At 72.0% G+C, this 24004-nt stretch carries 19 protein-coding genes; 9 read left to right on the top strand and 10 right to left on the bottom strand.

Features of this window, described 5'->3' with window-relative positions:
- Positions 1-60 precede the first annotated feature (60 nt).
- The gene (locus tag AB0J40_RS39755; RefSeq protein WP_364464406.1) at positions 61-1749 is read left to right on the top strand and encodes a bifunctional 3'-5' exonuclease/DNA polymerase; all 1689 of its coding nucleotides are present in this window, start codon (positions 61-63) and stop codon (positions 1747-1749) included.
- 81 nt (positions 1750-1830) lie between these two features.
- Here AB0J40_RS39755 and AB0J40_RS39760 read toward each other — a convergent pair whose 3' ends face one another.
- The gene (locus AB0J40_RS39760; protein ID WP_364464408.1) at positions 1831-3600 is read right to left on the bottom strand and encodes a sialidase family protein; all 1770 of its coding nucleotides are present in this window, start codon (positions 3598-3600) and stop codon (positions 1831-1833) included.
- Between the two features lie 115 nt (positions 3601-3715).
- Between AB0J40_RS39760 and AB0J40_RS39765 the strand changes: the two genes are divergently transcribed.
- A complete protein-coding gene (locus tag AB0J40_RS39765; protein ID WP_364464410.1) occupies positions 3716-4465 on the top strand; it encodes a TIGR03084 family metal-binding protein in 750 nt (249 codons plus the stop codon).
- Here AB0J40_RS39765 and hrpA read toward each other — a convergent pair.
- From hrpA to AB0J40_RS39790, 5 genes are all read right to left on the bottom strand, one after another.
- Positions 4462-8346 (bottom strand): ATP-dependent RNA helicase HrpA, encoded by a 3885-nt coding sequence (gene hrpA, locus AB0J40_RS39770; protein WP_364464411.1) that lies wholly within the window; start codon positions 8344-8346, stop codon positions 4462-4464. The two genes, AB0J40_RS39765 and hrpA, sit on opposite strands and share 4 nt — an antisense overlap.
- A gap of 227 nt (positions 8347-8573) precedes the next feature.
- Complete coding sequence (locus AB0J40_RS39775; protein ID WP_364464413.1) at positions 8574-8888, bottom strand: hypothetical protein; 315 nt, start codon at positions 8886-8888, stop codon at positions 8574-8576.
- A 116-nt stretch (positions 8889-9004) separates the two neighbouring features.
- Complete coding sequence (locus tag AB0J40_RS39780; RefSeq protein ID WP_364464415.1) at positions 9005-10168, bottom strand: lactate 2-monooxygenase; 1164 nt, start codon at positions 10166-10168, stop codon at positions 9005-9007.
- A gap of 382 nt (positions 10169-10550) precedes the next feature.
- Positions 10551-11117 (bottom strand): GNAT family N-acetyltransferase, encoded by a 567-nt coding sequence (locus tag AB0J40_RS39785; protein WP_364464417.1) that lies wholly within the window; start codon positions 11115-11117, stop codon positions 10551-10553.
- Entirely contained in the window at positions 11114-12568 is a 1455-nt protein-coding gene (locus AB0J40_RS39790) for an APC family permease (protein WP_364464419.1), read from the bottom strand. Before AB0J40_RS39790 ends, AB0J40_RS39785 begins: the two co-directional genes overlap by 4 nt.
- 174 nt (positions 12569-12742) lie before the next feature.
- Here AB0J40_RS39790 and AB0J40_RS39795 point away from each other — a divergent pair, with 174 nt between their 5' ends.
- From AB0J40_RS39795 to AB0J40_RS39810, 4 genes are all read left to right on the top strand, one after another.
- Complete coding sequence (locus AB0J40_RS39795; RefSeq protein ID WP_364464421.1) at positions 12743-13375, top strand: GPP34 family phosphoprotein; 633 nt, start codon at positions 12743-12745, stop codon at positions 13373-13375.
- A gap of 287 nt (positions 13376-13662) precedes the next feature.
- Positions 13663-14823 carry a saccharopine dehydrogenase NADP-binding domain-containing protein gene (locus AB0J40_RS39800; RefSeq protein WP_364464423.1) on the top strand — a complete coding sequence of 387 codons (1161 nt, stop codon included), beginning with the start codon at positions 13663-13665 and terminating at the stop codon, positions 14821-14823.
- A gap of 121 nt (positions 14824-14944) precedes the next feature.
- Positions 14945-17020: a M4 family metallopeptidase gene (locus AB0J40_RS39805; RefSeq protein ID WP_364464425.1), complete on the top strand. Its 2076-nt coding sequence runs from the start codon at positions 14945-14947 to the stop codon at positions 17018-17020.
- 76 nt (positions 17021-17096) lie between these two features.
- On the top strand, positions 17097-18017 hold the full coding sequence (locus AB0J40_RS39810; RefSeq protein WP_364464427.1) for a hypothetical protein: 921 nt from the start codon (positions 17097-17099) through the stop codon (positions 18015-18017).
- On the opposite strand, the gene AB0J40_RS39815 is transcribed toward AB0J40_RS39810, so the two are convergent.
- Entirely contained in the window at positions 17990-19471 is a 1482-nt protein-coding gene (locus tag AB0J40_RS39815; protein ID WP_364464429.1) for an NAD(P)/FAD-dependent oxidoreductase, read from the bottom strand. The two genes, AB0J40_RS39810 and AB0J40_RS39815, sit on opposite strands and share 28 nt — an antisense overlap.
- Before the next feature lie 66 nt (positions 19472-19537).
- Here AB0J40_RS39815 and AB0J40_RS39820 point away from each other — a divergent pair, with 66 nt between their 5' ends.
- The 3 genes from AB0J40_RS39820 (at position 19538) to AB0J40_RS39830 (ending at position 21826) form a co-directional block, all read left to right on the top strand.
- Entirely contained in the window at positions 19538-20128 is a 591-nt protein-coding gene (locus tag AB0J40_RS39820) for a TetR/AcrR family transcriptional regulator (protein ID WP_364464430.1), read from the top strand.
- A gap of 175 nt (positions 20129-20303) precedes the next feature.
- Positions 20304-21149, top strand: coding sequence for a chitosanase (locus AB0J40_RS39825; protein ID WP_364464432.1), 846 nt, complete (start codon positions 20304-20306; stop codon positions 21147-21149).
- A gap of 35 nt (positions 21150-21184) precedes the next feature.
- Positions 21185-21826 carry a L,D-transpeptidase family protein gene (locus AB0J40_RS39830; RefSeq protein ID WP_364464434.1) on the top strand — a complete coding sequence of 214 codons (642 nt, stop codon included), beginning with the start codon at positions 21185-21187 and terminating at the stop codon, positions 21824-21826.
- Here AB0J40_RS39830 and AB0J40_RS39835 read toward each other — a convergent pair.
- Genes AB0J40_RS39835 through AB0J40_RS39845 form a run of 3 tightly spaced genes read right to left on the bottom strand, consistent with a single transcriptional unit; the run spans position 21816 to position 23965 of the window.
- The gene (locus AB0J40_RS39835) at positions 21816-22802 is read right to left on the bottom strand and encodes a PHP domain-containing protein (protein ID WP_364464436.1); all 987 of its coding nucleotides are present in this window, start codon (positions 22800-22802) and stop codon (positions 21816-21818) included. The genes AB0J40_RS39830 and AB0J40_RS39835 overlap by 11 nt on opposite strands.
- 9 nt (positions 22803-22811) lie before the next feature.
- Complete coding sequence (locus AB0J40_RS39840; protein WP_364464438.1) at positions 22812-23315, bottom strand: metallophosphoesterase; 504 nt, start codon at positions 23313-23315, stop codon at positions 22812-22814.
- Entirely contained in the window at positions 23312-23965 is a 654-nt protein-coding gene (locus AB0J40_RS39845) for a GntR family transcriptional regulator (RefSeq protein ID WP_364464440.1), read from the bottom strand. Before AB0J40_RS39845 ends, AB0J40_RS39840 begins: the two co-directional genes overlap by 4 nt.
- Between the last annotated feature and the right edge of the window lie 39 nt (positions 23966-24004).

Genomic DNA, 24004 nt, shown 5'->3' on the forward strand with positions numbered 1-24004 from the left:
ACCAACCGCGCCGCGAGCGCACGGCCCGGTTTTGTCGGTGGTGGCCGTCATGATGTCTTCGTGCAGGTGATCGCCGGGCGGGAGGAGGACGGGAGCTTCACCGTGCACTCGCCGTCGTCGACGGCGAACGGCCTGGACGAGGCCGGTTTCGCGGCGGTGGCGCGGGAGCTGGAGGCGTCGCTGCGGCCGCGCTGGGTGTTCCCGTCGGTCGAGGGCGTGTACCCGGTGCTCGTGGCGGCCGGACTGCGGGTCGACCGCTGCTACGACCTCGCGCTGGCCGAGGGGCTGCTGCTGGCGTACGAGGGCGCCGACGGGCAGTCGAAGAGCCTGCGCGCGGCCTGGGCCAGGGCGAACGGCGAAGAACCGCCACCCGACTCGGCGGCCGTCGAGCTGGCGCAGCCGACGCTGTTCGAGACCCGGGCACCGACGCTGCCCGACGGCGTGACGGTCGTCACGGCGGTCCGGCGCGTGCTGGCGGAACAGGAGCGGCGGGTGGCCGCGGCCGAGCACCCGGAGCGGCTGCGGCTGCTGCTCGCGGCGGAGTCGGCGAGCGCGCTGGCCGCGGCGGAGATGTCGGCCGACGGCCTGCCGTGGCGCGCCGACCTGCACGAGGAGCTGCTGATCTCGCGGCTGGGGCCGCGGGTCCGCCCCGGCGAGCGGCCGAAGGTGCTGGTCGAGCTGGCGGCGAAGATCAGCGAGGCGTTCGGCGGGCGGCCGGTCAACCCGGACTCGCCGCCGAGCGTGGTCCGGGCGCTGGCCAGGGCGGGCATCGAGGTTCCGGCGGCGCGGAAGTACCTGCTGAAGGGGATCGACCACCCCGCGGTCGGGCCGTTGCTGGAGTACAAGGAGCTGTCCCGGCTGTACGCGGCGAACGGCTGGGCGTGGCTCGACGAGTGGGTGCACGACGGCCGGTTCCGCCCGCACTACGTCGTCGGCGGCGTGGTGTCCGGCCGCTGGGCCAGCCGCGGCGGCGGGGCACTGCAGATCCCGAAGGTGCTGCGCACGTGCGTCCGCGCGGACCCGGGCTGGAAGCTGGTGGTGGCGGACGCGGCCCAGCTCGAGCCCCGGGTGCTGACGGCGCTGTCGGGCGACCGTCGGCTGGCCGACGTCGCGGCGGCGACGGATCTGTACGCGCGGCTGGGCGAGGCGTTGTTCTCGGGCGCCCGCTGGGTCCCGGCGGCGGACGACGACCGCGACGACCGGGCGCGCGCGAAGATCGCGATGCTGTCGGCGATGTACGGCGGCACGTCCGGCGAAGCGGGCCCGCTGCTGGGATTGCTGCGCCAGCGCTTCCCGGACGCGGTGTCCTATGTGGAGCGTGCGGCCCAGGCGGGCGAGCGCGGCGAGCGGGTCCGCTCCCGCCTCGGCCGGACGTCACCGGCACCATCGGCGGCGTGGCGGGCGTTGACGGGCGGGCTGGCTTCGGACGAGGCAGGCGAGCTGAAGGCCCGCCGCGCATCGAGGGGCTGGGGCCGGTTCACGCGCAACTTCGTGGTCCAGGCGAGCGCGGCCGACATGACGGCGGTGATGCTGGCGACGTTGCGCCGCCGGTTACCGGGGCCGGCGCACCTGGTGTTCTTCCAGCACGACGAGGTCATCGTGCACACGCCCGCCGCGCAGGCCGAGGAGGTGTCGTCCGCCATCACGGAGGCGGTGACGGAGGCGGCGAGAATGCTGTTCGGCCCGGCATGCCCGGTCCGGTTCCCGATGCAGGTCGCGGTGGTCGACACCTACGCCGACGCGAAGTGAGCCGGGCCGGTCGCGAGGCAGGCCGTGGCCGGCGCGGCTCGGCGGGGTGGCCGTGCCGGTCGCCCGGCACGGCCCGGCCCCCTACGGGAACATCGCCAGCGTCTGGGTGCCCACGTCCTGGTTCGGCAGTGTCCGGCCCGGGTTGCCGCGGAAGTCGGTCCAGCACGGGTGCAGCCGGAAGTCCGTGCCCACCGCCGCCGCCGTGTAGTCGCCGATGAACACCCCCTGCAGCTCCTTGCCCGTCTCCGCTCCCGTTCCGACGAACTGGACCTGTGGGTTCGCCGTCTGGGTCGTGATCCGGCGCAGCGGGCCCATGCCGTCGCCCCAGCCGGTCGCGTACGCGTAGTCGAGCCCGATGCCGTGCGGGTCGTACGCGCGCGTGTAGAACGTGACCGCGACCCGGCCGGCCAGGGCCGCGACCGCCGGGAACACCTCGTCGGCGCCCGTGCCGATCTTCACCGGCTTCGACCAGCCGTGCCGGCCGTCGGAGCCGCTCAGGAACGCGTCACCGTTCGTCTTGACCGACTCGCCGTCCCGGTAGGTGCCATTGCGGTCGTCCGCCCAGGTCACCCACAGGTGATCGGTCACGCGGTCGTAGGTCAGCTGCGGGAAGCTGTTGACGCGGAAGTTCTCGCCGGTCAACGCGTTGTTGGCGACGTCTTCGTCGACCGGGAAGTCGAAGTCGAGCGCCACCTCGGTGTGCCGGAACGTCCGGCCGCCGTCGCGGGAGGTGGCCACCACCACCGCGTCGTGGTCGGCCGGCTGGTCGCACGCCGCCGTCGCGCACACCGACGTCTCGTACGCGACCTGGAGCGTCCCGTCGCGGGTGACGACCGGATTCGAGCCGCTGCCGTACGGCGTGATCCCGCCGTGGAACCCGGTCAGCGACGGCGAAATCCGGCGCATCGGCGACCACGTCCGCCCGAAGTCGCCCGACTTCGACAGCACGATCGGCGATTCGACGAAGGCGCCGGAAGCGTCGTAGGTGAACTGCGTCCAGGTGACGTAGACGTCGCCGGTCACGGGATCGGCGGCGATCCACTCCTTGTCGTTGAAGATGTTCGTCGGGGTCGGCGTGCCCGCGGGCGTGACGCCGTCGAGGTGCAGGATCGCCGGGTCCCCGAAGCTGCGGCCGCCGTCGTGGGACACCGACACGGCGATGCCGCTGGCGAGCTGCTGGTCGTCCGGGACCGCCGCCCGGCTGAACAGGAGCGTGGCGTAGTAGACCGTGTTGTGCGGTCCGAACGCGACCGCCGGGTCACCGGCCGCGTCCATGTAGGACAGTGGGGCGGGCGCGCCGGTCGGGAAGTCGAGGTGCGGCAGCTGGACGTTCGCCCACGTGCGGCCGCCGTCGAACGACGTGTAGGCGAAGCCGCCGGAGTCGTTGCGGGCCTCGCGGGTGTTGTAGAGCCGGTAGTCGTTCGAGCCGGCGACGATGTTACGCGGGTTCTCCGGGTTGACCGCGATGGTCGTCTCGTTTTGGGCGGTGCTGCAGCCGGTCTGGCTGCCGGTGGGCACGATGGTGTCGCCGTCGATGACGTCGGTGTTCGGCGCGAGCGGCCGGTAGGGGTTCGGCTTCCCGATGTAGGTCTGGCAGAGCGCGGACAGCGCCGGGTCGTCGCCGTCCTCCTCTTCCTCTTCGGCGAACCGCTCCTTGAGCAGCGGGTTGGGCACGTCGTGCCGCGGCTCGGCGGCGATCTTGTGCCTGCCGTGCAGCGGATCCACGGGCAGCGGCGATCCCCCGCCGCCGGCGGCGTGCGCGGCCGGCGCGAGCACGACGGCGAGCGGCAGGAGAAGCGCGGTACAGGCGGCGACGATTCTTCGCCTAGCAGACGAAACACCCAAGGACATCGGAAAAGCCTTTCCCAGAGGAGCTCCAGCCGATCCAGGCTTGACCCCGCTCCGGCCCCGGTCAACCGACGGAAGTCCGAATCCGGACATCCGGCTTTTTCGGTAGCGTGGCACGATGATCGACTACGGCCTCGACCTGTCCTCGGTGGAGCACGACCGCGCGCTGCCCGACCTGGTGGCGGAAGGTGCGGAACTCGACGCCCTCGTCGCGGGCGAGCCCGACTGGACCCGCCCGACCCCGGCGGCGGGCTGGACGATCGCCCACCAGATCGCGCACCTCGCCGCGGCCGACGCGAACGCGCTCGTCGCCGTCCGGACGCCGGAAGCTTTCGCCGCGGTGTCGACGGACGCCGACGCCGAGGCCGCCGCGGGAGCCGCGCAACCGCGCGCGGAGCTGCTGGAGCGCTGGCGTGCCGGCCGGGCCGAACTGGCGGCGGCGTTGCGCGATCGGCCGCTGGACCAGGCGTTCCCGTGGCACGGTTCGGACGTGACCCCGGCGCTGATGGTGCCGCTGCGGCTGATGGAGACGTGGGCGCACGGGCAGGACGTCTTCGACACGCTCGGCGTGGCGCACCGGCCGACCGGCCGGCTGCGGCACATCGCCTCCCTCGGTGTCGAGGGCCGGACGCTGTCGTTCCACGCGGCCGGGCTCCCGATCCCGGAGCAGCCGTTCCGCGTCGAACTGACCGGCCCCGGCGGCGAACCCTGGGCGTGGGGCCCGGAAACCGCCGCGCAACGGATCCGCGGCAGCGCGCTCGACTTCTGCCTCCGGATCACCCAGCGCCGCTCCCTGGCCGAAACCGGCCTCACGGCGGTGGGCGAAGACGCGCGCAAGTGGCTGGAGGTCGCCCGGGTCTTCCTCTAGGCCAGCGCGTCGTCGATGGCCTTCGTGATCCGCTTCAGCGAAACCGGGTGCGCGGTGCCGAGCGTCTGGGCGAAGAACGACACCCGCAGTTCCTCGATCATCCACCGCACCTCGTTCAACGCCGGCGACGACGTCCCCGGCGGCAGGGAGGCCACTGCATCGGCGTACTCGCCCTGGATCCACGCGATGTCCGCCGTCCGTTGCAGGTCGCGCGTCGGCTCGGTCGGGAGTTTCTCCAGCCGCCGCGAGATCCCCTGCAGGTACCGCACCACGTGACGCAGCCGCGAAGCACCCGTCGCCGTGACGAAACCCGGGTACACCAAGCCGGTCAGCTGGGCGCGGATGTCCGACAGGGACTCCGCGGGACCACGAGCCGACGGCAGCGCCACCTCGACGTCGTTCGCCGCGCGGAGGATCTTCTCCACGTCCGTCAGCACGGCGAGGACTTCCGGGTGCAGGCCCGCCCGGACCTTCTCCAGGAGCACCTTGAAGCCGGTCTCGTCGAACACCGGGCCGCCGCCCGCCGTCATCAGCGCGTCCACCGCGCAGTCGACGCAGTCCTCCAGCAGCGCCGCGACGCTGCCGTGCGGGTTGCGGTTCAGCACCAGCTTCGAGGAGTTGGACAGCGACCGCGTGATGAACTTCATCGGCGAGTTCAGGTTCAGCCGCAGCATCCGCCGCGTGCCCGCCCACATCGCGTGTGCCTGCTGGCCCGGCGTGTCCAGCAACCGCACCGCGACCGACGCGCCTTCGTCGACCAACGCCGGGTACGCCTTGACGTCGTGGCCGCGCTGGCGCGACTCGAACACCTGCGGCAGCGAGCCGAACGCCGGTTTCGTCAGCCCGGCCTTCTCGATGCTGTTGGCCGCCTTGGAAATCGTCGCCCGGACCTTCGGGGCCAGCCGGCGCTGCAGCTCCTCGATGTCCTTGCCCTCGGCGACGCGCTTGCCGCGTTCGTCGACCACCCGGAACGTCATCTTCAGGTGCTCCGGCACCGAAGAAAGGTCCCAGTCCGCATAGGGAACCGTGACCCCGCGCAGCGCCCGCAGCTCGCGGCCGAGCACCTCCAGCAGCGGACCGTCCGAAGGCGACACTCGCGAAAGGACGTCCCGGGCCGTGTCCGGCGCCGGGACGAAGTTGCGCCGCAACGCCTTCGGCAGCGACTTGATCAGCTGCGTCACCAGTTCCGCGCGCAGACCCGGCACCTGCCAGTCGAAGCCGTCCGGCGTCACCTGGTTCAGCACCGGCAGCGGGACGTGCACCGTGACGCCGTCGGCATCCGCGCCCGGCTCGAACTGGTAGGTCAGCGCGAAGACCTGCGTGCCCTGCGTCCACGAGTCCGGGTAGTCGCCCTCGCGGACGCCGCCCGCGGTTTCGTTGATGAGCATGGACTTCTCGAACGAGAGCAGGTCCGGCTGCTCGTGGCGCGCCTTCTTCCACCACGTGTCGAAGTGGCGCACCGAGACGACGTCGGCCGGGACGCGGGCGTCGTAGAACTCGTACAGCGTCTGGTCGTCGACGAGGATGTCGCGCCGCCGCGCCCGGTTCTCGAGGTCCTCGACCTCTTCCAGCAGCGCGCGGTTTTCGGCGAAGAAGTGGTGGCGCGTCTGCCAGTCACCCTCGACGAGCGCGTGCCGGATGAACAGCGCGCGCGACAGCTCCGGGTCGATCCGGCCGTAGTTGACGCGCCGGTCGGCGATCAGCGGGACGCCGTACAGCGTCACCCGCTCGGTCGCCATCACCGCGCCCTGCTTGCGTTCCCAGTGCGGCTCGGAGTAGTTCCGCTTGACGACGTGCTGCGCGAGCGGCTCGACCCACTCGGGCTCGATGCGCGCGTTGACCCGCGCCCAGAGCCGGGACGTCTCGACCAGTTCGGCCGACATCACCCAGCGCGGCTGCTTCTTGAACAGCGCCGACCCCGGAAAGATGCCGAAGCGGGCCCCGCGCGCACCAAGGTAGTCGCCCTTCGCCGGGTCCTTGAGCCCGATGTGCGACAGCAGGCCGGCGATCAGCGACGTGTGCACGCGCTGCGGGTCCACCGGGGACGCGTTCGTGTTCAGGGAGATGCCGAGGGGTTTCGCCAGCTGACGCAGCTGGCTGAAGATGTCCTGCCATTCGCGCAGGCGCAGGTAGTTCAGGTACTCGGTGCGGCACATGCGCCGGAACTGGTTGCCGGACAACGCCTTCTGCTGCTCGGCGACGTACTCCCAGAGGTTGAGGTAGGCGAGGAAGTCCGACGTCGGGTCGGCGAAGCGCGCGTGTTGCTGGTCCGCAGCCTGCTGCTTCTCGGCCGGCCGCTCGCGCGGGTCCTGGATGGACAGTGCGGCCGCGATGATCATGACCTCGCGGACGCAGCCGTTCTTCGCCGCCTCCAGCACCATCCGGCCCATCCGCGGGTCGACGGGCAGCTGCGCGAGCTTGCGGCCGATGTCGGTGAGGGTGCGGTCGGACCCGGTGCTCGAGAACGCGCCGAGCTCCTGCAGCAGCCCGATGCCGTCGGTGACCTGGCGGCGGTCCGGCGGCTCGACGAACGGGAACGCCGCGATGTCGCCGAGGCCGAGCGAGGTCATCTGCAGGATGACCGAGGCCAGGTTGGTCCGCAGGATCTCCGGATCGGTGAACTCGGGCCGGCTCTCGAAGTCCTCTTCGGAGTAGAGCCGGATGCAGATGCCGTCGGACGTCCGGCCGCAGCGGCCCTTGCGCTGGTTCGCCGACGCCTGCGACACGGGCTCGATCGGCAGCCGCTGCACCTTGGTGCGGTGGCTGTAGCGGGAGATCCGCGCGGTGCCCGGGTCGACGACGTACTTGATGCCCGGCACGGTCAGCGACGTCTCGGCGACGTTCGTCGCGAGCACCACCCGGCGTCCGGTGTGGGGCTGGAAGATGCGGTGCTGCTCGGCCGCCGACAGCCGCGCGTACAGCGGCAGGACTTCGGTGCCCCGCAGGTTGGCGCGGTTGAGCACATCGGCGGTGTCGCGGATTTCGCGCTCGCCGGAGAGGAACACGAGGATGTCGCCGGGGCCCTCGGCGCACAGCTCCTCGACGGCCTCGAGGATGCCCTGGGTCTGGTCGCGCTCGTCGTCGCCCTCGGGGTCGTCCGGGTCGACCAGCGGCCGGTAGCGCACCTCGACCGGGTACGTCCGGCCGGAGACCTCGACGATCGGCGCGTCGTCGAAGTGCTTCGAGAACCGCTCGGGGTCGATGGTCGCCGAGGTGATGATGACCTTGAGGTCGGGCCGGCGCGGCAGCAGCTGCTTGAGGTAGCCGAGGATGAAGTCGATGTTGAGGCTGCGCTCGTGGGCCTCGTCGATGATGAGCGTGTCGTACTGGCGCAGCGAGCGGTCGGTCTGGATCTCCGCCAGCAGGATGCCGTCGGTCATCAGCTTGACCAGCGTGTCCTGCCCGGACTGGTCGGTGAACCGCACCTTGTACCCGACGGCGTCGCCGAGCTCGGTCTTGAGTTCGCTCGCGATCCGGTCGGCGACCGTGCGCGCGGCCAGCCGGCGGGGCTGGGTGTGGCCGATCTGGCCGCGGATGCCGCGGCCGAGCTCGAGGCAGATCTTCGGCAGCTGGGTGGTCTTGCCCGAGCCGGTCTCCCCCGCGACGATGACGACCTGGTGCTTCTCGATCGCGGCGCCGATCTCGTCCTTGAGCTTGCTGACCGGCAGCTCTTCGGGGTACTCGATCTTGGGCACGCTCTCGCGGCGCGACTGGATCCGCAGCTCGGCCTTCTCGACGTCGGCGGCGATCTGCGCGAGGGCGGCATCGCGGTGGCGAGCCTTGCGGGCACCGTCGAGCCGCCGGCGCAGCCGGTGCTCGTCGCGCGGCATCAGCTCGGGCAGGCGCGCACGCAGCGCTTCGAAGGGGGATGACGTGGACATGCTCGGTCCAAGGATAGCCGTGCGTGACGAACCGGGCCTCCGAATATCCCCGCCGCGTGACCGGGCGCACGCTCGAAGCGCCCCAATGTGGCCTTCGGTGCTCCACCGATGCCCCCACCACCACCCTCAACGGAGGCGCTCCGCGCCGCAGTGCTGATTCAACGCACCGAAGGCGGCCTTGGGTGCGTCAGACGCAACCAAGGCCACATTGGGACGCTTGAGGCGGGTCAGCCCTGCTGGTTCGGGTACTGCTGCTGCGGCGCCTGGGCCGGGTACTGCTGCTGGCCCGGGAACTGCTGGCCGGGTGCCGGCGGCTGCTGGGCGAACTGCTGCTGCGGCTGCGGCGCGGACTTCGTGCGGCTGATCGCCACCGAACCGCCGATCAGCACGAGGCCGAGGACGCCCAGCCCGATGCCGAAGGTCGGCTGCATGTCGCTGGCCCAGGACAGCAGCCGGAACTCCATGTCGAACTGCTCGAGCACGAGCGAGCCGAAGCCGAGGACGGCGAACAGGATGCCGATGCGCATCATGATGGAAGACACGGGAAACCCCCAACGGGAAAAGGGAAACAGGAGCCGGCCGCCCCGACGGCCCGCAATGGGACTCGAACAGTAGCCGCCGGTTCCCGGGCTGTCCCCCGCGTTCCCGATTCGTTACCTCACGTGCGCTGGAGCGAGTCCGGGCCCAGGTCGGCGAGGGTGCGGTGGCCGGAAAGTCCCATGGTCAGGTCGAAGTCCGCCAAGAGGCTCCGCAGCACGTGGCGCACGCCGTCCTCGCCCGCGTGCGCCAGGCCGTACACCCACGGGCGGCCCACCAGCACCGCCCGCGCGCCCAGTGCGATCGCCTTCAGCACGTCCGCGCCCGTGCGCACGCCCGAGTCGAACAGCACCTCCACGCGGTCGCCCACCGCCGCGACGATGCCCGGCAGCGCTTCCAGCGCCCCGATCGCGCCGTCGACCTGGCGGCCGCCGTGGTTCGAAACGACGACGCCGTCCATCCCGGCCTCCGCCGCGCGGCGCGCGTCCGCCACGTGCTGGATGCCCTTCAGCACGATCGGGCCGTCCCAGTGCTCACGCAGGAAGGGCAGCTGGTCCCACGTCCGGTCGGTGCCGGTGATCATGCCGATCCAGGTCAGGATCGCCGTGCCGCGGTCCTCCTCCGGCGTCTTCGCCAGCCGGGAGAGGAACACCGGGTCGGTGAACGGGACGGCCAGGCCCTCCCCCTGCAGGAACGGCAGGTACGACTGGTCCAGATCGGACGGTCGCCAGGCCAGCGTCCACGTGTCGAGCGTGACGACCAGCGCCGTGTAGCCGGCCGCTTTCGCGCGGGCCAGCAGGCTCGCGCAGACGTCCGGGTCGCCGGGCCAGTAGAGCTGGAACCAGCGCGGGCCGTCGCCGTTGGCCGCGGCGGCGTCCTCGATGCCGGTCGACGACGCCGTGGAGAGGATGAACGGCAGGCCCACCGACGCGGCCGCGCGGGCGGTCGCGGACTCGGCGTCCGGGTGGACGATCGACTGGACGCCGACGGGCGCGACGGCCACCGGCGCGGCCAGCCGGGTGCCGAGCACGGTCGTCGAGAGGTCGCGGTCGGTCGCGCCGGTCAGCATCCGGGGCACGACGCGCCAGCGGTCGAAGGCTTCGCGGTTCGCGCGGGCGGTCGCGCCCGAGCCCGCCGAGCCGGCGACGTAGGAGAACGGACCGGGCGCCATGACCTCGCGGGCCGACGCTTCGAGCTGGGTGGCGTCGGTCGAGCACGGCGGCAGCTGCCCACCGAGTCCCTGCAGGTAGAGCTCGTTCTGGTAGCTGCCGAAGCGTTCGGTCACGGCTTCCTCCTCGCGTTCGAGGGGGCACTGTACTCGCCGGTAACGGGCTCAGGCCGGGCCGCGCCACATCGGCTGGGCGCCGGCGGCGGAACGCGGGCGCGAGCCGCCGGAGGACTCGACCCGGGGCACGCCCCCTCCGCCGCACCACCAGCCACCCGGACTCAAGCCGGAGCCCGCCACATCGGCCGCAACGCGGGCCCGAGCCGCCGACGGACTCACCCCGAGCACGCACCCGCCGCCGCACCACCAACCCCCCGGCTCAAGCCGGAGCCCGCCACATCGGCTGCATCGGCGGCCCACCCGGCGGCCGGAACGCGGGCCCGAGCCGCCGGAGGGCTCACCCCCGGCGAACCATCTCCGTCGCACCACCAGCCACCCGGACTCAAGCCGGAGCCCGCCACATCGGCTGCATCGGCGGCCCACCCGGCGGCCGGAACGCGGGCCCGTGGTCGCGGAACCCCAGCCGGCGGTAGAGGCGCGTGCTGTCCGGTGAGCTGGCCTCCAGGTAAGTCGGCACGCCCTCGGCGTCGTAGCGGGCCAGGCCGTGGCTCAGCAGCCGCCCGCCGATGCCCTCGCGCTGGCGGCCGGGCAGCACGCCGATGAACTGCGCGTGCCAGTGCGGCTCGGTGGGTTCGCGGGCCGCCATCAGGCCGAGCAGGACGTCCAGCCGGTCCTGCTCGGCCGGGTCGAGGCCCGCGACCGGCTCGTCGTCGCCCGCGCTGCCGGGCAGCCAGATCAGCGCCGCCGAGTGGTCGTCGGTGACGTCGACGCTGCCCACGGCGAACCCGGCCCGCAGCAGCTCCCGGAAGAACGCCGGGTGCGCGACGGCCCGGCGGCGCTCGTCGCCGGGGAACACCCAGCGGCTCATCGGGTCGTCCTGGAACGCGGCGACCAGGATGGCGACGACCGCGTCCAGCTCGGCCGGTTCCGCGGCGCGGACGTCGCTCACCGCGTCTCCACGAGTTCTTCGCGCAGCGGGCCGCCGATCGCCGCGTACGCCTCCGGCCGCCGGGTGCGCAGCGCCTCGGCCCGCAGGAATCCGGCCAGGCCGGCGAGCACCAGCAGCCCCGGCAGGCCCCAGCGCAACCACGGGAGTGAGCCCGCCGGCCCGAGCAGGACGCCGAAGTTGACGATGATCAGCACCAGGACCGCGGTCAGCGTCACCGCCGCGAGCGTGGGCGCACCGGCGCGCCGCCACCACGTCTCCCGGCCGGGGTGGCGGCGGAAGAACCCGATGACCGCCAGCGAAACCGCGACCATGATGATCGTGACGCCGGTCGACGCGGTGACCCCCGTCCAGGTGAACAGGTCGGTGAACGGATCGCGCCCGGCCAGCGCGAACACCGCGACCACGACCAGGCCGATCGTGGTCTGGACCAGCGAGCCGCCGATCGGGGCGCCGGTGCGCTTGCTGGTCCGGCTGAGGCCGTCCGGCAGCAGCCCTTCGCGGCCCAGCGCGAAGAAGTACCGCGCGACGGCGTTGTGGAGGCTCAGCAGCGCAGCGCACTGGCTGGTCAGGAAGAGCGCGTACGCGGTGTCGGCGAAGGCCGTGCCGTAGTACTGGCCGCCGAGCCCGAACAGGAGTCCCGGTCCTTCGGCCGCGGCGCGCTCGACGACGTGGTCCGGACCAGCCGCGACCGCCAGCCCGAGCGAAGACGCGACGTACAGCACGGCGGTCAGGCCGATCGCGATGTAGGTCGCGCGGCCGACGGTCCGGCGCGGGTCGCGGCACTCCTCGCCGTAGGTGGCTGCGCCTTCGAAGCCGAGGAAAACCGCGATGGAGAATGCGAAAACGGCCCCGACCCCCGCCGTGAAGAGGCTCGACGGCGCCAGCGGGGTGAGCGCGCTCCCTGCGGGGTGGCTGAACATCCCCGCGTTCAGCACGACGAGCACCGCGACTTCGAGGCCGAGCGCGACGCCGAGGACCTTCGCGTTGAGGTCGACGCGCAGCACGCCGCCGGCGCCGACGACGAGCACCATGAGCAGCGCGACCGGCCACCACGGCAGGTGCCACCCGAACGTGGTGTTCAGCCAGGTGGACACCGACAACCCGAACAGGCCGAAGACGCCGGTCTGGATGGAGCTGTAGGCGAGCACCGTCACGTAGGCGACGGCGGTGCCCGCGGAGCGCCCGATCCCGTGCGCCACATAGGGGTAGAAGGCGCCGGCGTTCGTGACGTACCGGCTCATCGCGGCGTACCCGACGCCGAACAGCGCGAGCACCGGGGCCAGCAGCACGAACGACAGCGGTACGCCGACGCTGCCGGTGACCGCGTACGTCGCCGAGACCCCGCCGGCGATCGCGTACAGCGGGCCGGCCGCCGCGACGACGAAGAAGACGATCTGGACGGCGCCGAGCCGCCTGGTGCCGAGGCCGCGCCCCGGCGTCTGGGTTCCCATGGACCTTTCCCCGCGCCTAGGTGATCTTGGTCGGCGGCGCCCCAGAGTAGGGGGTGTGCGCGGTGCGACGGTACGTCCGTTCGGGGTAAACCGAGACGTCACCGAAAGCGCTGTGCAGCGGGACCGCTATCTTCGGCATCCTCACCGCGACCGCCCGGGGGGCCGTTTTCCGTCATGCGCCGGCTCACCTTGGTGGATTCCTTCTTCTTCCTCGGCCACGACGAGTTCACCGGCCGCCCGGTGCTGAGCCGGACGTCGCTGGGCATCGGGCTGGCCGGCGCGGCGTTGTGCGACTTGCTGTTCACCGACCGGATCACGGTCGAGGCCGGCAGGGTGCGCGCGATCGCCACGCGCCCGCCGGGCATTCCGACGGCCGATCACGTGTTTTCCGAAATTGTTTCGGAAACGGGGACGTACCGCGTCCGCGATTGGGTGGACCACCTGCGCGGGGAACTGCCCTCGATCGCCGCGGACAATCTGGTCGCGCAGGGCTTGGTCCGGCGGACGCCGGTGTTGTTGCGCCGATTCCGCTACCCACCGGCGGACTTGCTGGTCTCGACGGCGGCCCGCAGCAAGGCGAGGGCGGCGGTGTTCGGCATCGACCGGCCCGACCCGCACGCGGCATGCCTGGCGCTGCTGGCGTGGACGGCGGGAGTGGACGACCTGTGCGAGCCGGAGCTGGACCGGGCGCGGGTGCGGGCGTGGATGGAGGACACGCACCACGCGATGCCGCGCCGGATAGCGGACGTGATCGCGGGGGTGGCCGCCGTGGCGGCGGCGGTGGTTTACACGGGAGACCGGAGGTAGCGTGGCGGGGGTCGCGCGGGTGGTGGTCCCCGCGGCGGCCGCTGCTGGACTTGCGCACCCTGCGGCGGCTGCGCTCGGCCGCAGGGTGCGCTCCGAGGCCGCCGCCCACCCACACCCGGCGCAACTCGCCACCCCCGGCGAACACTGCACCACCCAGCCGAGCCGACCACCACCCGCCACCACCCGGCAGCGCCCCCCGAGGCGACCGCCGCGCGCCGCGACCCGGCACCCTTCCGTACTCGCGGGTAACCTGAGCCCGTCCGCCGTCGACGTTCCCTGGAGGAGACATGCGCGCGTACGACGTGGTGCTCTTCGGTGCCACCGGGTTCACCGGGGGCCTCACCGCCGACTACCTCGCCCGGCACGCGCCCGCCGGCCTGCGCTGGGCCCTCGCCGGACGCAACCGGCAGAAGCTCGAAGCCGTCCGTGCGCGACTCGCGGCCGTCGACGACCGCTTCGCCTCCCTCGACCTGCTCGTCGCCGACTCCGGCGAGCCCGCGTCGCTCAGCGCCGTCGCCGAGGCCACCAAAGTCGTCATCACCACCGTCGGCCCCTACCTCACCCAAGGCGAGCCGCTGGTGGCCGCGTGCGCCGCGGCCGGGACCGACTACGTCGACCTCACCGGCGAGCCCGAGTTCGTCGACCGGATGTACCTCGCCCACGACCGGCTCGCCCGCGAGACCGGTGCGCGGCTCGTGCACGCCTGCGGGTTCGACTCCATCCCGCACGACCTCGGCGCCTACTTCACCGTCAAGCAGCTCCCCGAAGGCGTTCCCCTGAAGGTCGACGGCTACGTCCGGGCCAGCGGGATGCCCTCGGGCGGCACGTTCCTCAGCGCGCTGACCATCATGTCCCGCCTCCCGGCCGGCGCCCGGGTCGCGAAGGAACGCGCGGCCGCCGAACCGCGGCCCGCCGGGCGCTTCACCCGCGCGCCGCTCGGACGTCCGCACCGCGTGGCCGACGCCGGCTGGTGGGCGGTGCCGCTGCCGACCATCGACCCCGAGGTCGTCCGCCGGTCGGCGGCCGCGAACGACCGCTACGGGCCCGACTTCACCTACCGGCACTTCGCCGCCGTCAAGCACCTGCCCGTGCTCGCGGGCGGCGTGCTCGGCGCGGGCGCGCTGCTCGCCGCGGCGCAGGTGCCGCCCGCGCGGCGCGGGCTCTCCCGGCTGCTGGCACCCGGCGACGGCCCCAGCCCGGAACGCCGGGCGCGGTCGTGGTTTTCGGTGCGGTTCGTCGGCGAGGGTGGCGGCGAGCGCGTCGTCACCGAGGTCTCCGGCGGCGACCCCGGCTACGACGAGACGGCGAAGATGCTCGCCGAATCGGCGTTGTGCCTGGCGACGGACACCCTGCCGGAAACGGCGGGCCAGGTGACCACGGCGACCGCGATGGGCGACGCCCTCATCGACCGGCTCACCAAAGCCGGCCTGCGGTTCCACACGCTCTGACCGATTTCACACCACCGCGGCGTGAAAGTTTGCCGCTGTGATGAACCTTCTGCCGCTCCCGCGCCGCGCTTAACGTCGATCGGGTTCTCCCTTCCCCCATCGCGTTTTCGCAAGGAGCGTCATGAGATTGCCCCAACGGTTCGCCGCGCTCGGCGGCGCGACGGCGGCGGGCATGGTGGTGGTCGGCATCGCCGTCGCCGCGCCCGCGCAGCCCGTCCCCGCACCCCCGCCGTCCGCCGCGCAGGCCCAGGCCAACGCCACGGCCGCGGCGGCAAACCTGGTCAACGCCCGGTCCGCCGCGCTGCACGCCGGGAAGCACGACAAGTTCCTCCAGCGGGACGTGCGATCGGCCAACGGCCTGTCGTACGTCGTCTACGACCGCACCTACGACGACCTGCCCGTGATCGGCGGCGACCTCGTCATCGCCACCGACTCCGCCGGCACCGTCAAGACCACCTCCGTCGCGCAGCAGCAGGCCCTCGGCGACCTCGACGTCCACGGCGCGAAGCTCACCGCGCAGCAGGCCGAAACCGTGGCGCGCAAGCAGGTCCGCGGGCCGAAGAGCTTGCCGGGCGGAAAGCTCGTCGTCGTCGCGGACGGCGCCGGACGGCTCGCCTACGAGAGCAACGTCGAGGGCACCGACGAACACGGCGAGCCGAGCAGCCTGAGCGTCTACGTCGACGCCGTGGACGGTCGCGTGCTGCGGACCGTCCAGCACCTCGCCGCGGGCACCGGCACGGGCAAGTGGAACGGCCCGGCGCCGCTGCCGCTGAACACGACGAAGTCCGGCAGCACGTACTCGATGGCCGACCCGGCCACGCCGAACCTCGACTGCCGCAACTACAGCAGCGACTCGGTCCTCACCGGGCCGGACGACAGCTGGGGCAACGGCACCGGCACGAACATCGAGACCGGCTGCGCGGACGCGCTGTTCGTCGCGCAGACCGAGAAGAAGATGCTCTCGGACTGGGTGGGCCGCAACGGGTTCACCGGCGACGGCGGGGCGTGGAAGATCCGCGTCGGCCTCGACGACGAGAACGCCTACTACTACAACTCGCGGCCCGCGTACGTGAACCTCGGCCACAACCCGAGCGGCGAGTGGGTCGGCTCGCTCGACATCCTCGGCCACGAGATGGGCCACGGCATCGACGACTACTCCGGCTCCGGCGGGTTCTCCGGCGGCGGCACGCAGGAGTTCATCGCGGACACGTTCGGGACGGCGACGGAGTTCTACGCGAACGAGCCGGCGCAGTACGACCCGCCGGACTACGCGATCGGCGAAGAGGTCAACCTGGTCGGCACCGGCGCGATCCGGTACATGTACGACCCGTCGAAGGTCGGCGACCCGAGCTGCTACTCCAGCTCGACGCCGAACGCGGAGGTGCACAAGGCGGCCGGGCCCGGCGACCACTGGTTCTACCTGCTCGCCGAAGGCAGCAACCCGACCAACGGACAGCCGACGAGCTCGACGTGCAACAACAGCACGGTGGCCGGCATCGGCATCCGCAAGGCGATCAACATCATGCACGGCGCCGTGCAGCTGAAGACGTCCGGCAGCAACTACCTGCGCTACCGCACGTGGACGCTGCAGGCCGCGAAGAACCTGTACCCGGACAGCTGCGCCGAGTTCGACGCCGTGAAGGCGGCGTGGAACGCGGTGAGCGTCCCGGCGCAGTCCGGCGACCCGACGTGCACGGGCACCCCGCCGACCACGACGACCACCCCGCCCACCACTCCCCCGGGCGGGTGCAGCGGGCAGCTGGTGCAGAACCCGGGCTTCGAGTCCGGCAAGGCGTCGTGGACCGACCCGAACACCACCATCGGCCAGTGGGGCGGCCAGGCGCCGGCGCGCTCGGGCAGCTACGACTCCTGGCTCGGCGGCTGGGGTTCGGCGCACACCGACACGCTGTCGCAACCGGTCACCATCCCGGCCGGCTGCAAGGCGGGCCTCACGTTCTGGCTGCGCGTGTGGACGGCCGAGACCGAGAACGTCGCCTACGACAAGCTCGTCGTGTCCGCCGGCTCGACGACGCTGGCGACGTACTCGAACCTCGACCGCAATTCGGCCTACGTCCAGAAGACGCTCGACCTGTCTTCGTACGCGGGCCAGACGGTCACGCTGACGTTCGCCGGCACGGAGGACCAGTCGCTGCAGACGTCGTTCGCCGTGGACGACACCGGGGTCACCGTCAGCTGACCCCCGCGGGGCCTGCCACCTACTTTGGTGGCAGGCCTCGTTGCGTCCGGTGCGTCCGGTATTCATGCTTACCCGAATGGAAGCGTTCTCCGAGAACGACACCGACGTCGCCGACGCGGTCCGGGAAGGACCGTTCGCCGTGGCGTTCGACCTGGCGATCCGGCACCGCGGGCTGAGCCTGGAGGCGCTGCAGCGGCGGATGGCGATCCGGGGCGCCCAGGTCAGCCTGGCCACGTTGAGCTATTGGCGCCGGGGCCGCCGGCATCCCGAAGGGGCGCGCTCGCTGCACGCGGTGGGCGTCGCCGAAGGGTGCCTCGGCCTGCCCGCGGCCGCGTTGACCAGCCTGGTGGCGCGGCCCCGGGTGCGCCGGGCGGAGCCGTGGCCGGGCGGGGTCACCCTGGCCGGCGCGCTGGGTTCCGAGCCGACGGAACTGGCGTCGTGCGACGGCATCGACCTCGACGGCAACGCGCGGCTGGCGCTCGCGTCGGTGCACCAGCGGGCGACGCTGGGCGCGGACCGCACCGAGCGGTCGGTGCGCACGGAGCTGGTGGTGACCAGCCGCGAGGACGGCGTCGACCGCTGGGTGTCGTTCTTCCGGCCCCAGACGGGCGGCGATCACCGGCCGGTGCTGCGGTCGGCGCGCTGCTGCCGCCCGGGCCGCGTCCGCCGCGACGCCGCGTCCGAGCTGGTGGCGCTGGAGCTGCGGTTCGACTACCCGCTGCGGGCGGGCGAGACGTACGTGTTCGACTTCGAGTTCGCCTACGACGGAACGCCACCGGAGACGAGCTACCTGCAGTTCGGGGTGCGCGCGCCGGCGCGGCAGATCGTGCTGCAGGCGTGCTTCGACCCGGCGGCGGTGCCGGTGCGGTGCTACCGCTACGACGGGGAGTCTTCGGTCGAGCGGCCCGAGTTGCCGGTGGGGCCGAGTTCCACGAGCCACATCGCGGTGCTGGACGCCCAGCCGGGGGTCTACGGGCTCTGCTGGGAGTGGGACTGACTCACGACCTCGTAGTCCGCCTCGTCGAACGACCCCACCCGCGTCCGCAGCCGACCGGTCGAAAACGGCCAGCTGAAACTGTTGCGCCCGTTGACATCCGTGTAGTAGCTCGAACACCCGCCCGCCTGGTACACCGTCCCCGGGAGCGCCGCCTGGACCTCCGCGTTGAACGCCTCCTGCACCGACGGCCGCACCGACACCGACCGCCACCCCGAGCCCAGCGTCCGCGTCACCGCCGAAACCGTGTGCCGCAGCTGGGCCTCCAGGATCATGAACGCCGACGAATGCCCGGTCCCCAGGCTCGGGCCCAGCAGCAGGTACAGGTTCGGGAACCCGGCCACGGTCGTCCCCGCGTACGCCTGCGGGCTGCCCTTCCAGTGGTCGTCCAGGCTCCGGCCGTCGCCGTCGAAAACGCGCGACGACACCGGCATGTCGAGGATGTGGAAGCCCGTGCCGAAGATGATCGCGTCGACCTCCGCGGCAGAGCCGTCCGCGCCGAGGACCCGGTTGCCCGAGACCGCACGCACCGCCGTCGCGTGAACGTCCACATGGGACCGCGTCAATGACCGGTAGTACGTGTTCGACATCAGCAACCGCTTGCAGCCCAGCGTGTAGTCCGGGGTCAACGCGCGGCGCAACGCGGGATCCCGCACAGTGACACGCAAGTGCGCGAGCCCGATCTTCTGCACCTGACGCAGCAGCCACGGGTGCCGGAACCCGAAACCGAGCGTCTCCATCGCGCCGTACTCCACACTCCGCAACGCCCGCTGCAGCGCCGGGAACCGCCGCAGCAGGAACCGTTCGACACCCGGAACGGGGTGGTCCGGCTTCGGCAGCACCCACTGCGCCGTGCGCTGGAAGAGGTGCAACCTGCCCACCGAGGGCACGATCCGCGGGACGAACTGGACCGCCGACGCACCCGTGCCGATCACCGCGACGCGCTTGCCCGCCAGGTCGTAGCCGTGGTTCCAGCGCGCGGAGTGGAAGACCTCGCCCGGGAACTCGGCGAGCCCCGGCAGCTCCGGGATCAGCGGTTCGTGCCACGGCCCGGTGCCGGCGACCAGGACCCGCGCCGAATACGGGCCGCGCGTGGTCTCCAGCTCCCAAACGGACTCGCGAGGATTCCACTGCGCGCGCGTCACCTCCACGTCGTAGCGGATCTTCGGCGTGATGCCGAAGCGTGACGCCGTGTCCGCCAGGTACGCCCGGATCTCGGCCTGCCCGGCGAACGCCCGTGTCCACTCCGGATTCGGCGCGAACGAGTACGAGTACAGCGCGGACGGGACGTCGCAGGCGCAGCCGGGATACGTGTTGTCGCGCCAGGTTCCGCCGAGCGAGCCGGCCTTCTCCAGCACGGCGAGGTCCTCGACGCCGGCCTGGCCCAGCCGGATGGCGGCCCCGAGCCCGGACGCCCCGGCGCCGACGACGAGGACCGCGAAGTGGCGTTGTTCCATTTTCGGAGACTATCAGTATCTCAATACCACCGGTACCCCGATTCCGGACCTGGCTAGAGTGGCCCCATGGCCCGACTCACCCGCGCGGAAAGCCAGGCGCGCACCCGCGAACAGCTGATCGAGACCGCCAAGCTGCTCTTCCTGCGCGACGGCTACTCGGTGACGTCGCTGGAGAAGGTCGCGGACGAGGCCGGCTACTCGAAGGGCGCGGTGTACTCGAACTTCCGCAACAAGGACGAGCTCTGCCTCGCCGTCCTCGACCGGATCCACGACGAGCAGGTCGCGCTGATCGCCGAGGCGCTCGTCGGCGCGGAGGGCGTGGACGACCTGCTGGCCGCGTTCCGGACGTGGGCCGAGCGCAGCATCGGCGACGAAGCCTGGACGGCCCTGGAGGTCGAGTTCGCCACGAACGCGCGGCGCAACCCCCAGGTGCGCGCCGAGCTGGCCGCCCGGGACAAGGCCATCCGCGACAGCATCGCCGGCCTGCTGAGCGGGTACGCCGAGCGGTTCGGGATCACGCTCCCGATGTCGGCCGACGACGCCGCGACGGCGCTGCTCAGCCTCGGCATCGGCCTCGGCGTGCAGCGGGCGATCGACCCGTCGATCCCGGTGAACGTGCTGCCGGACGTCATCCGCATCTTCACCGGGGCCCGCTGACCGTCCTCAAAGGACCCGCCGTGGTGGTCTGGACCGTTCACGAACATGAACGGATTCCGCCTCTTGTGGAGCGCGCTGACCCTTCGCTACCGTGTCGCTACGCCGCAGCTCCACCCGCATCACCCGTACCCGTCGTGATCCCCCACGGCGCACCCCGCGGAAAGGGTCTCCACCCATGAGCAAGAAGTTGCGGCCGGTCGTCATCGGCGCGCTCGGCGCGGCCTCCGTCGCCGCCCTCGTGATCACCACCCCCGCACTCTCCTCGGCGGCACCCGCGCCACTGGCCGCGACCAGCGCGACCGCCCTCGCCGTCGGCGACCTGTCGGCCCCGGCGAAGAAGGAGATCGCGATGAAGCTGGTCTCCAGCGCGGAAAACTCGTCGCTGGACTGGAAAGCGCAGTACAAGTACATCGAGGACATCGGCGACGGCCGTGGGTACACCGCCGGCATCATCGGGTTCTGTTCCGGCACCGGCGACATGCTCGAGCTCGTCGAGGCCTACACGAACTCCGTCCCGAACAACCCCCTGGCCAAGTTCCTTCCCGCGCTGCGCAAGGTGAACGGCACCGACTCCCACGCCGGCCTCGGCTCGGCGTTCGAGAGCGCCTGGAAGCAGGCCGCGGCCACCACGGCGTTCCAGACCGCGCAGAACAACGAACGCGACCGCGTCTACTTCAACCCCGCGGTCAGCCAGGGCAAGTCCGACGGTCTCAGCAACCTCGGCCAGTTCGCCTACTACGACGCCATCGTCATGCACGGCCCCGGCGACAGCTCCGACAGCTTCGGCGGCATCCGCAAGGCCGCCATGAAGAAGGCGAAGACCCCGGCCCAGGGCGGCGACGAGGCGACCTACCTCAAGGCGTTCTTCGCCGCCCGCAAGGTGATCATGAAGCAGGAAGAGGCGCACGCCGACACCTCGCGCGTCGACACCGAGCAGGCGAAGTTCCTCAGCGAAGGCAACTTCGACCTGCACACCCCGCTGAAGTGGAAGGTCTACGGGGACTCCTACACCATCAACTGAGGCACCGACGGCGTGGCACCGTTAGGCTCTCCGGCATGCGCAGGAGATCCCTCGGTGCCACGCTGGCCGCGGCCGCGCTGCTGACCAGCGGGGCCGCCTCGCCGGAGCCGGAGCAGCCGGAGCCGCGGCAGCGGATCACCGTGCAGGCCGACTCGGCGGGCGCGACGACCGCCGTCCTCACGGCGTGGCAGCGCACCGGGGACGCCTGGGCGAGGGCGTACGGCCCGATCCCGGCGCACGTCGGCAAGAACGGCGTCGGCACCGCGAGCGAGTCGACGTCCCACACCCCGGCCGGTGTCTGGCCGCTCACCGAAGCCTTCGGCACCCGGCCCGCGCGGACCCGGCTGCCCTACCGCGAGGTCACCACCGCGGACTGGTGGGTCTCCGACGTCGGTTCCCTTTACTACAACACGCACTTCTCGTGCGCCCCCGGCACGTGCCCGTTCGACGAGGCCGCCGGCGAGAACCTCGGCGCGGCGGGCGCGGTCTACGCCCGGGCCGTCGTCATCGACTACAACCGGACGCCGGTGGTGCCGGGCGCGGGCTCGGCGTTCTTCCTGCACGTCACCGACGGGAAGCCGACGGCGGGCTGCGTCGCGATCGCCGGCGCGGACCTCGAGGCGCTCCTGGGCTGGCTCGACCCGGCCGAGCACCCGGTCATCGAGATCAGCGGCTGAGCAGCTCCTCCGCCGTGCGGGTGTTGATGATCCGCTCCGGCCCGATGCCCGCCTTGACCGCGCGTTCGCACCCGTAGGGCTGCCAGTCGAGCTGGCCCGGCGCGTGCGCGTCGCTGTCGATGGCGAACTCGCAGCCGATCTCGGCGGCCAGCTTCAGCAGCCGCATCGGCGGGTCGAGCCGCTCGGGGCGCGAATTGATTTCGACCGCGACGCCGTTCTCGCGGCACGCGGTGAACACCGCCTCGGCGTCGAACTCCGACTCCGGCCGGCCCCGGCCGACGACGAGCCGTCCGGTGCAGTGCCCCAGCACCCGGACGTGCGGGTTCCGGACCGCCGCCAGCATCCGCCGGGTCATATCGCGAGCCGGCATCCGCAGCTTCGAGTGCACGCTCGCGACGACGAGGTCCAGCTGCCCCAGCAGCTGCTCTTCCTGGTCGAGGGCGCCGTCGTCGAGGATGTCGACCTCGATGCCGTGCAGCAGCCGGAAGGGCGCCATCAGCTCGTTGGCCTTGGCGACGATCTGCATCTGCGTCCGCAGCCGGTCCGGCGAGAGCCCGTTCGCGACGGTCAGCCGCGGCGAGTGGTCGGTCAGCACCATCCACTCGTGCCCGACGTCCCGGCCCGCGACCGCCATCTCGCCGATCGAGCTGCCACCGTCCGACCAGTCCGAATGGGTGTGGCAGTCCCCGCGCAGCGCCGACCGCAGCGGTTCGCCGTCCGGCAGCTTCTTCTCGACGATCTTCGACCGGTACGCGGGATCGCGGCCGGCCAGCGCGTCCTCGATGACGCCGGCGGTGGCCTTCCCGATGCCGGGCAACGAGGTCAGCGTGCCGTTCTCCGCCATCGAGGCCAGCTGCGAAGCGTCGGTCTTGTCGACGGTCGCGGCCGCGTTCCGGAACGCGCGGACGCGGTAGGTCGGTTCCCCCGCGCGTTCGAGCTGGAACGCGATCTCCCGCAACGCCCATGCCGGATCCATGGACTCTTCCTACCCCCTCCGGGGCAGTTCGTGCAGCTCGACGTCCGTCAGCGTGCCGTTCTCGACGCGGGCCGTCTGGTACGTGCAGTACGGCTGCCGGCGGCGATCGGTCGGCGAGCCGGGGTTGAGCAGCCGCAGCCCGGCCGGGGTCGTGGTGTCCCACGGGATGTGGCTGTGCCCGAAGACGAGCACGTCGGTGTCCGGGAACCGCGCGTCGCACCGCTGTTCGCGGCCCTGCTTCGAGCCGGTCTCGTGGATCACGGCCAGCCGGACGCCGTCGAGGTCCGCGCGTGCGATCTCGGGCAGCCGCGCCCGCAGGTCCGCGCCGTCGTTGTTGCCGTAGACGCCGATCAGGCGCTTGCTGCGCTTCTCCAGCTCGTCCAGGAGGCCGGCCTCGACCCAGTCGCCGGCGTGCACGACGACGTCCGCCGCGTCGACCTCGGCCCACACCTGCGCGGGCAGCTCGCGGGCACGCGCGGGCAAGTGGGTGTCGGAGATGAGCAGCAGCTTCATCCGATGGCCTTGAGCACCCGCTCGAGGAAGCCGCCGATGTGGTCCTTCAGCAGCGCCGCGGCGCCCTCGGCGTCGCCCTTCTTCGCCGCCGCGAGGACCGCCTTGTGCTCGGTCCACTCCTTCTTCCAGCTGGGGTTGGCCTCCCAGCCGACGACGCTGATCAGGGCCGCGCGGTCCTTGAGGTCGTCGAGGATGCTGACCAGCAGCGGGTTGCCGCAGCCGCGGTAGAGGGCGCGGTGGAACCGGCGGTTGAGCAGGCTCAGGGCGGCCTGGTCCTTGTCCGCGATCGCCGTCGACGCCTCTTTCAGCGCCTCGGCGGCGTCTTCCAGCAGTTCGGGGTCGCGGCGCTCGACGGTCCGCCGGACGGCTTCCGGCTCCAGGACCGTCCGCACGTCGTAGACGGACTTCGCGAGTTCGGCGTCGACCGTGACCACCGAGGCGCCCTTGTACGGGCTGAACGTCACCAGGCCCGAATTGGACAGCACCTTGAGCGCCTCGCGCACCGGCGTCTTCGACACGCCGAGCCGCGCGGCCAGCTCCGCTTCGACGAGCGGCTGGCCGGGCACCAGCTCCCGGGTCAGGATGCCGCGGCGGATCTCCTCCAGGACCACTTCGGTCCGGGAAGCGGGCAGGCTGAACGTCCCGGTCATGATGCGCTCCCTCACTCTTTTCGAGACCATTCAACCAGG

Origin of the sequence: Amycolatopsis sp. NPDC049691, from assembly GCF_040675005.1 — a bacterium.
In the GTDB taxonomy this organism is placed as follows: Bacteria; Actinomycetota; Actinomycetes; order Mycobacteriales; family Pseudonocardiaceae; genus Amycolatopsis.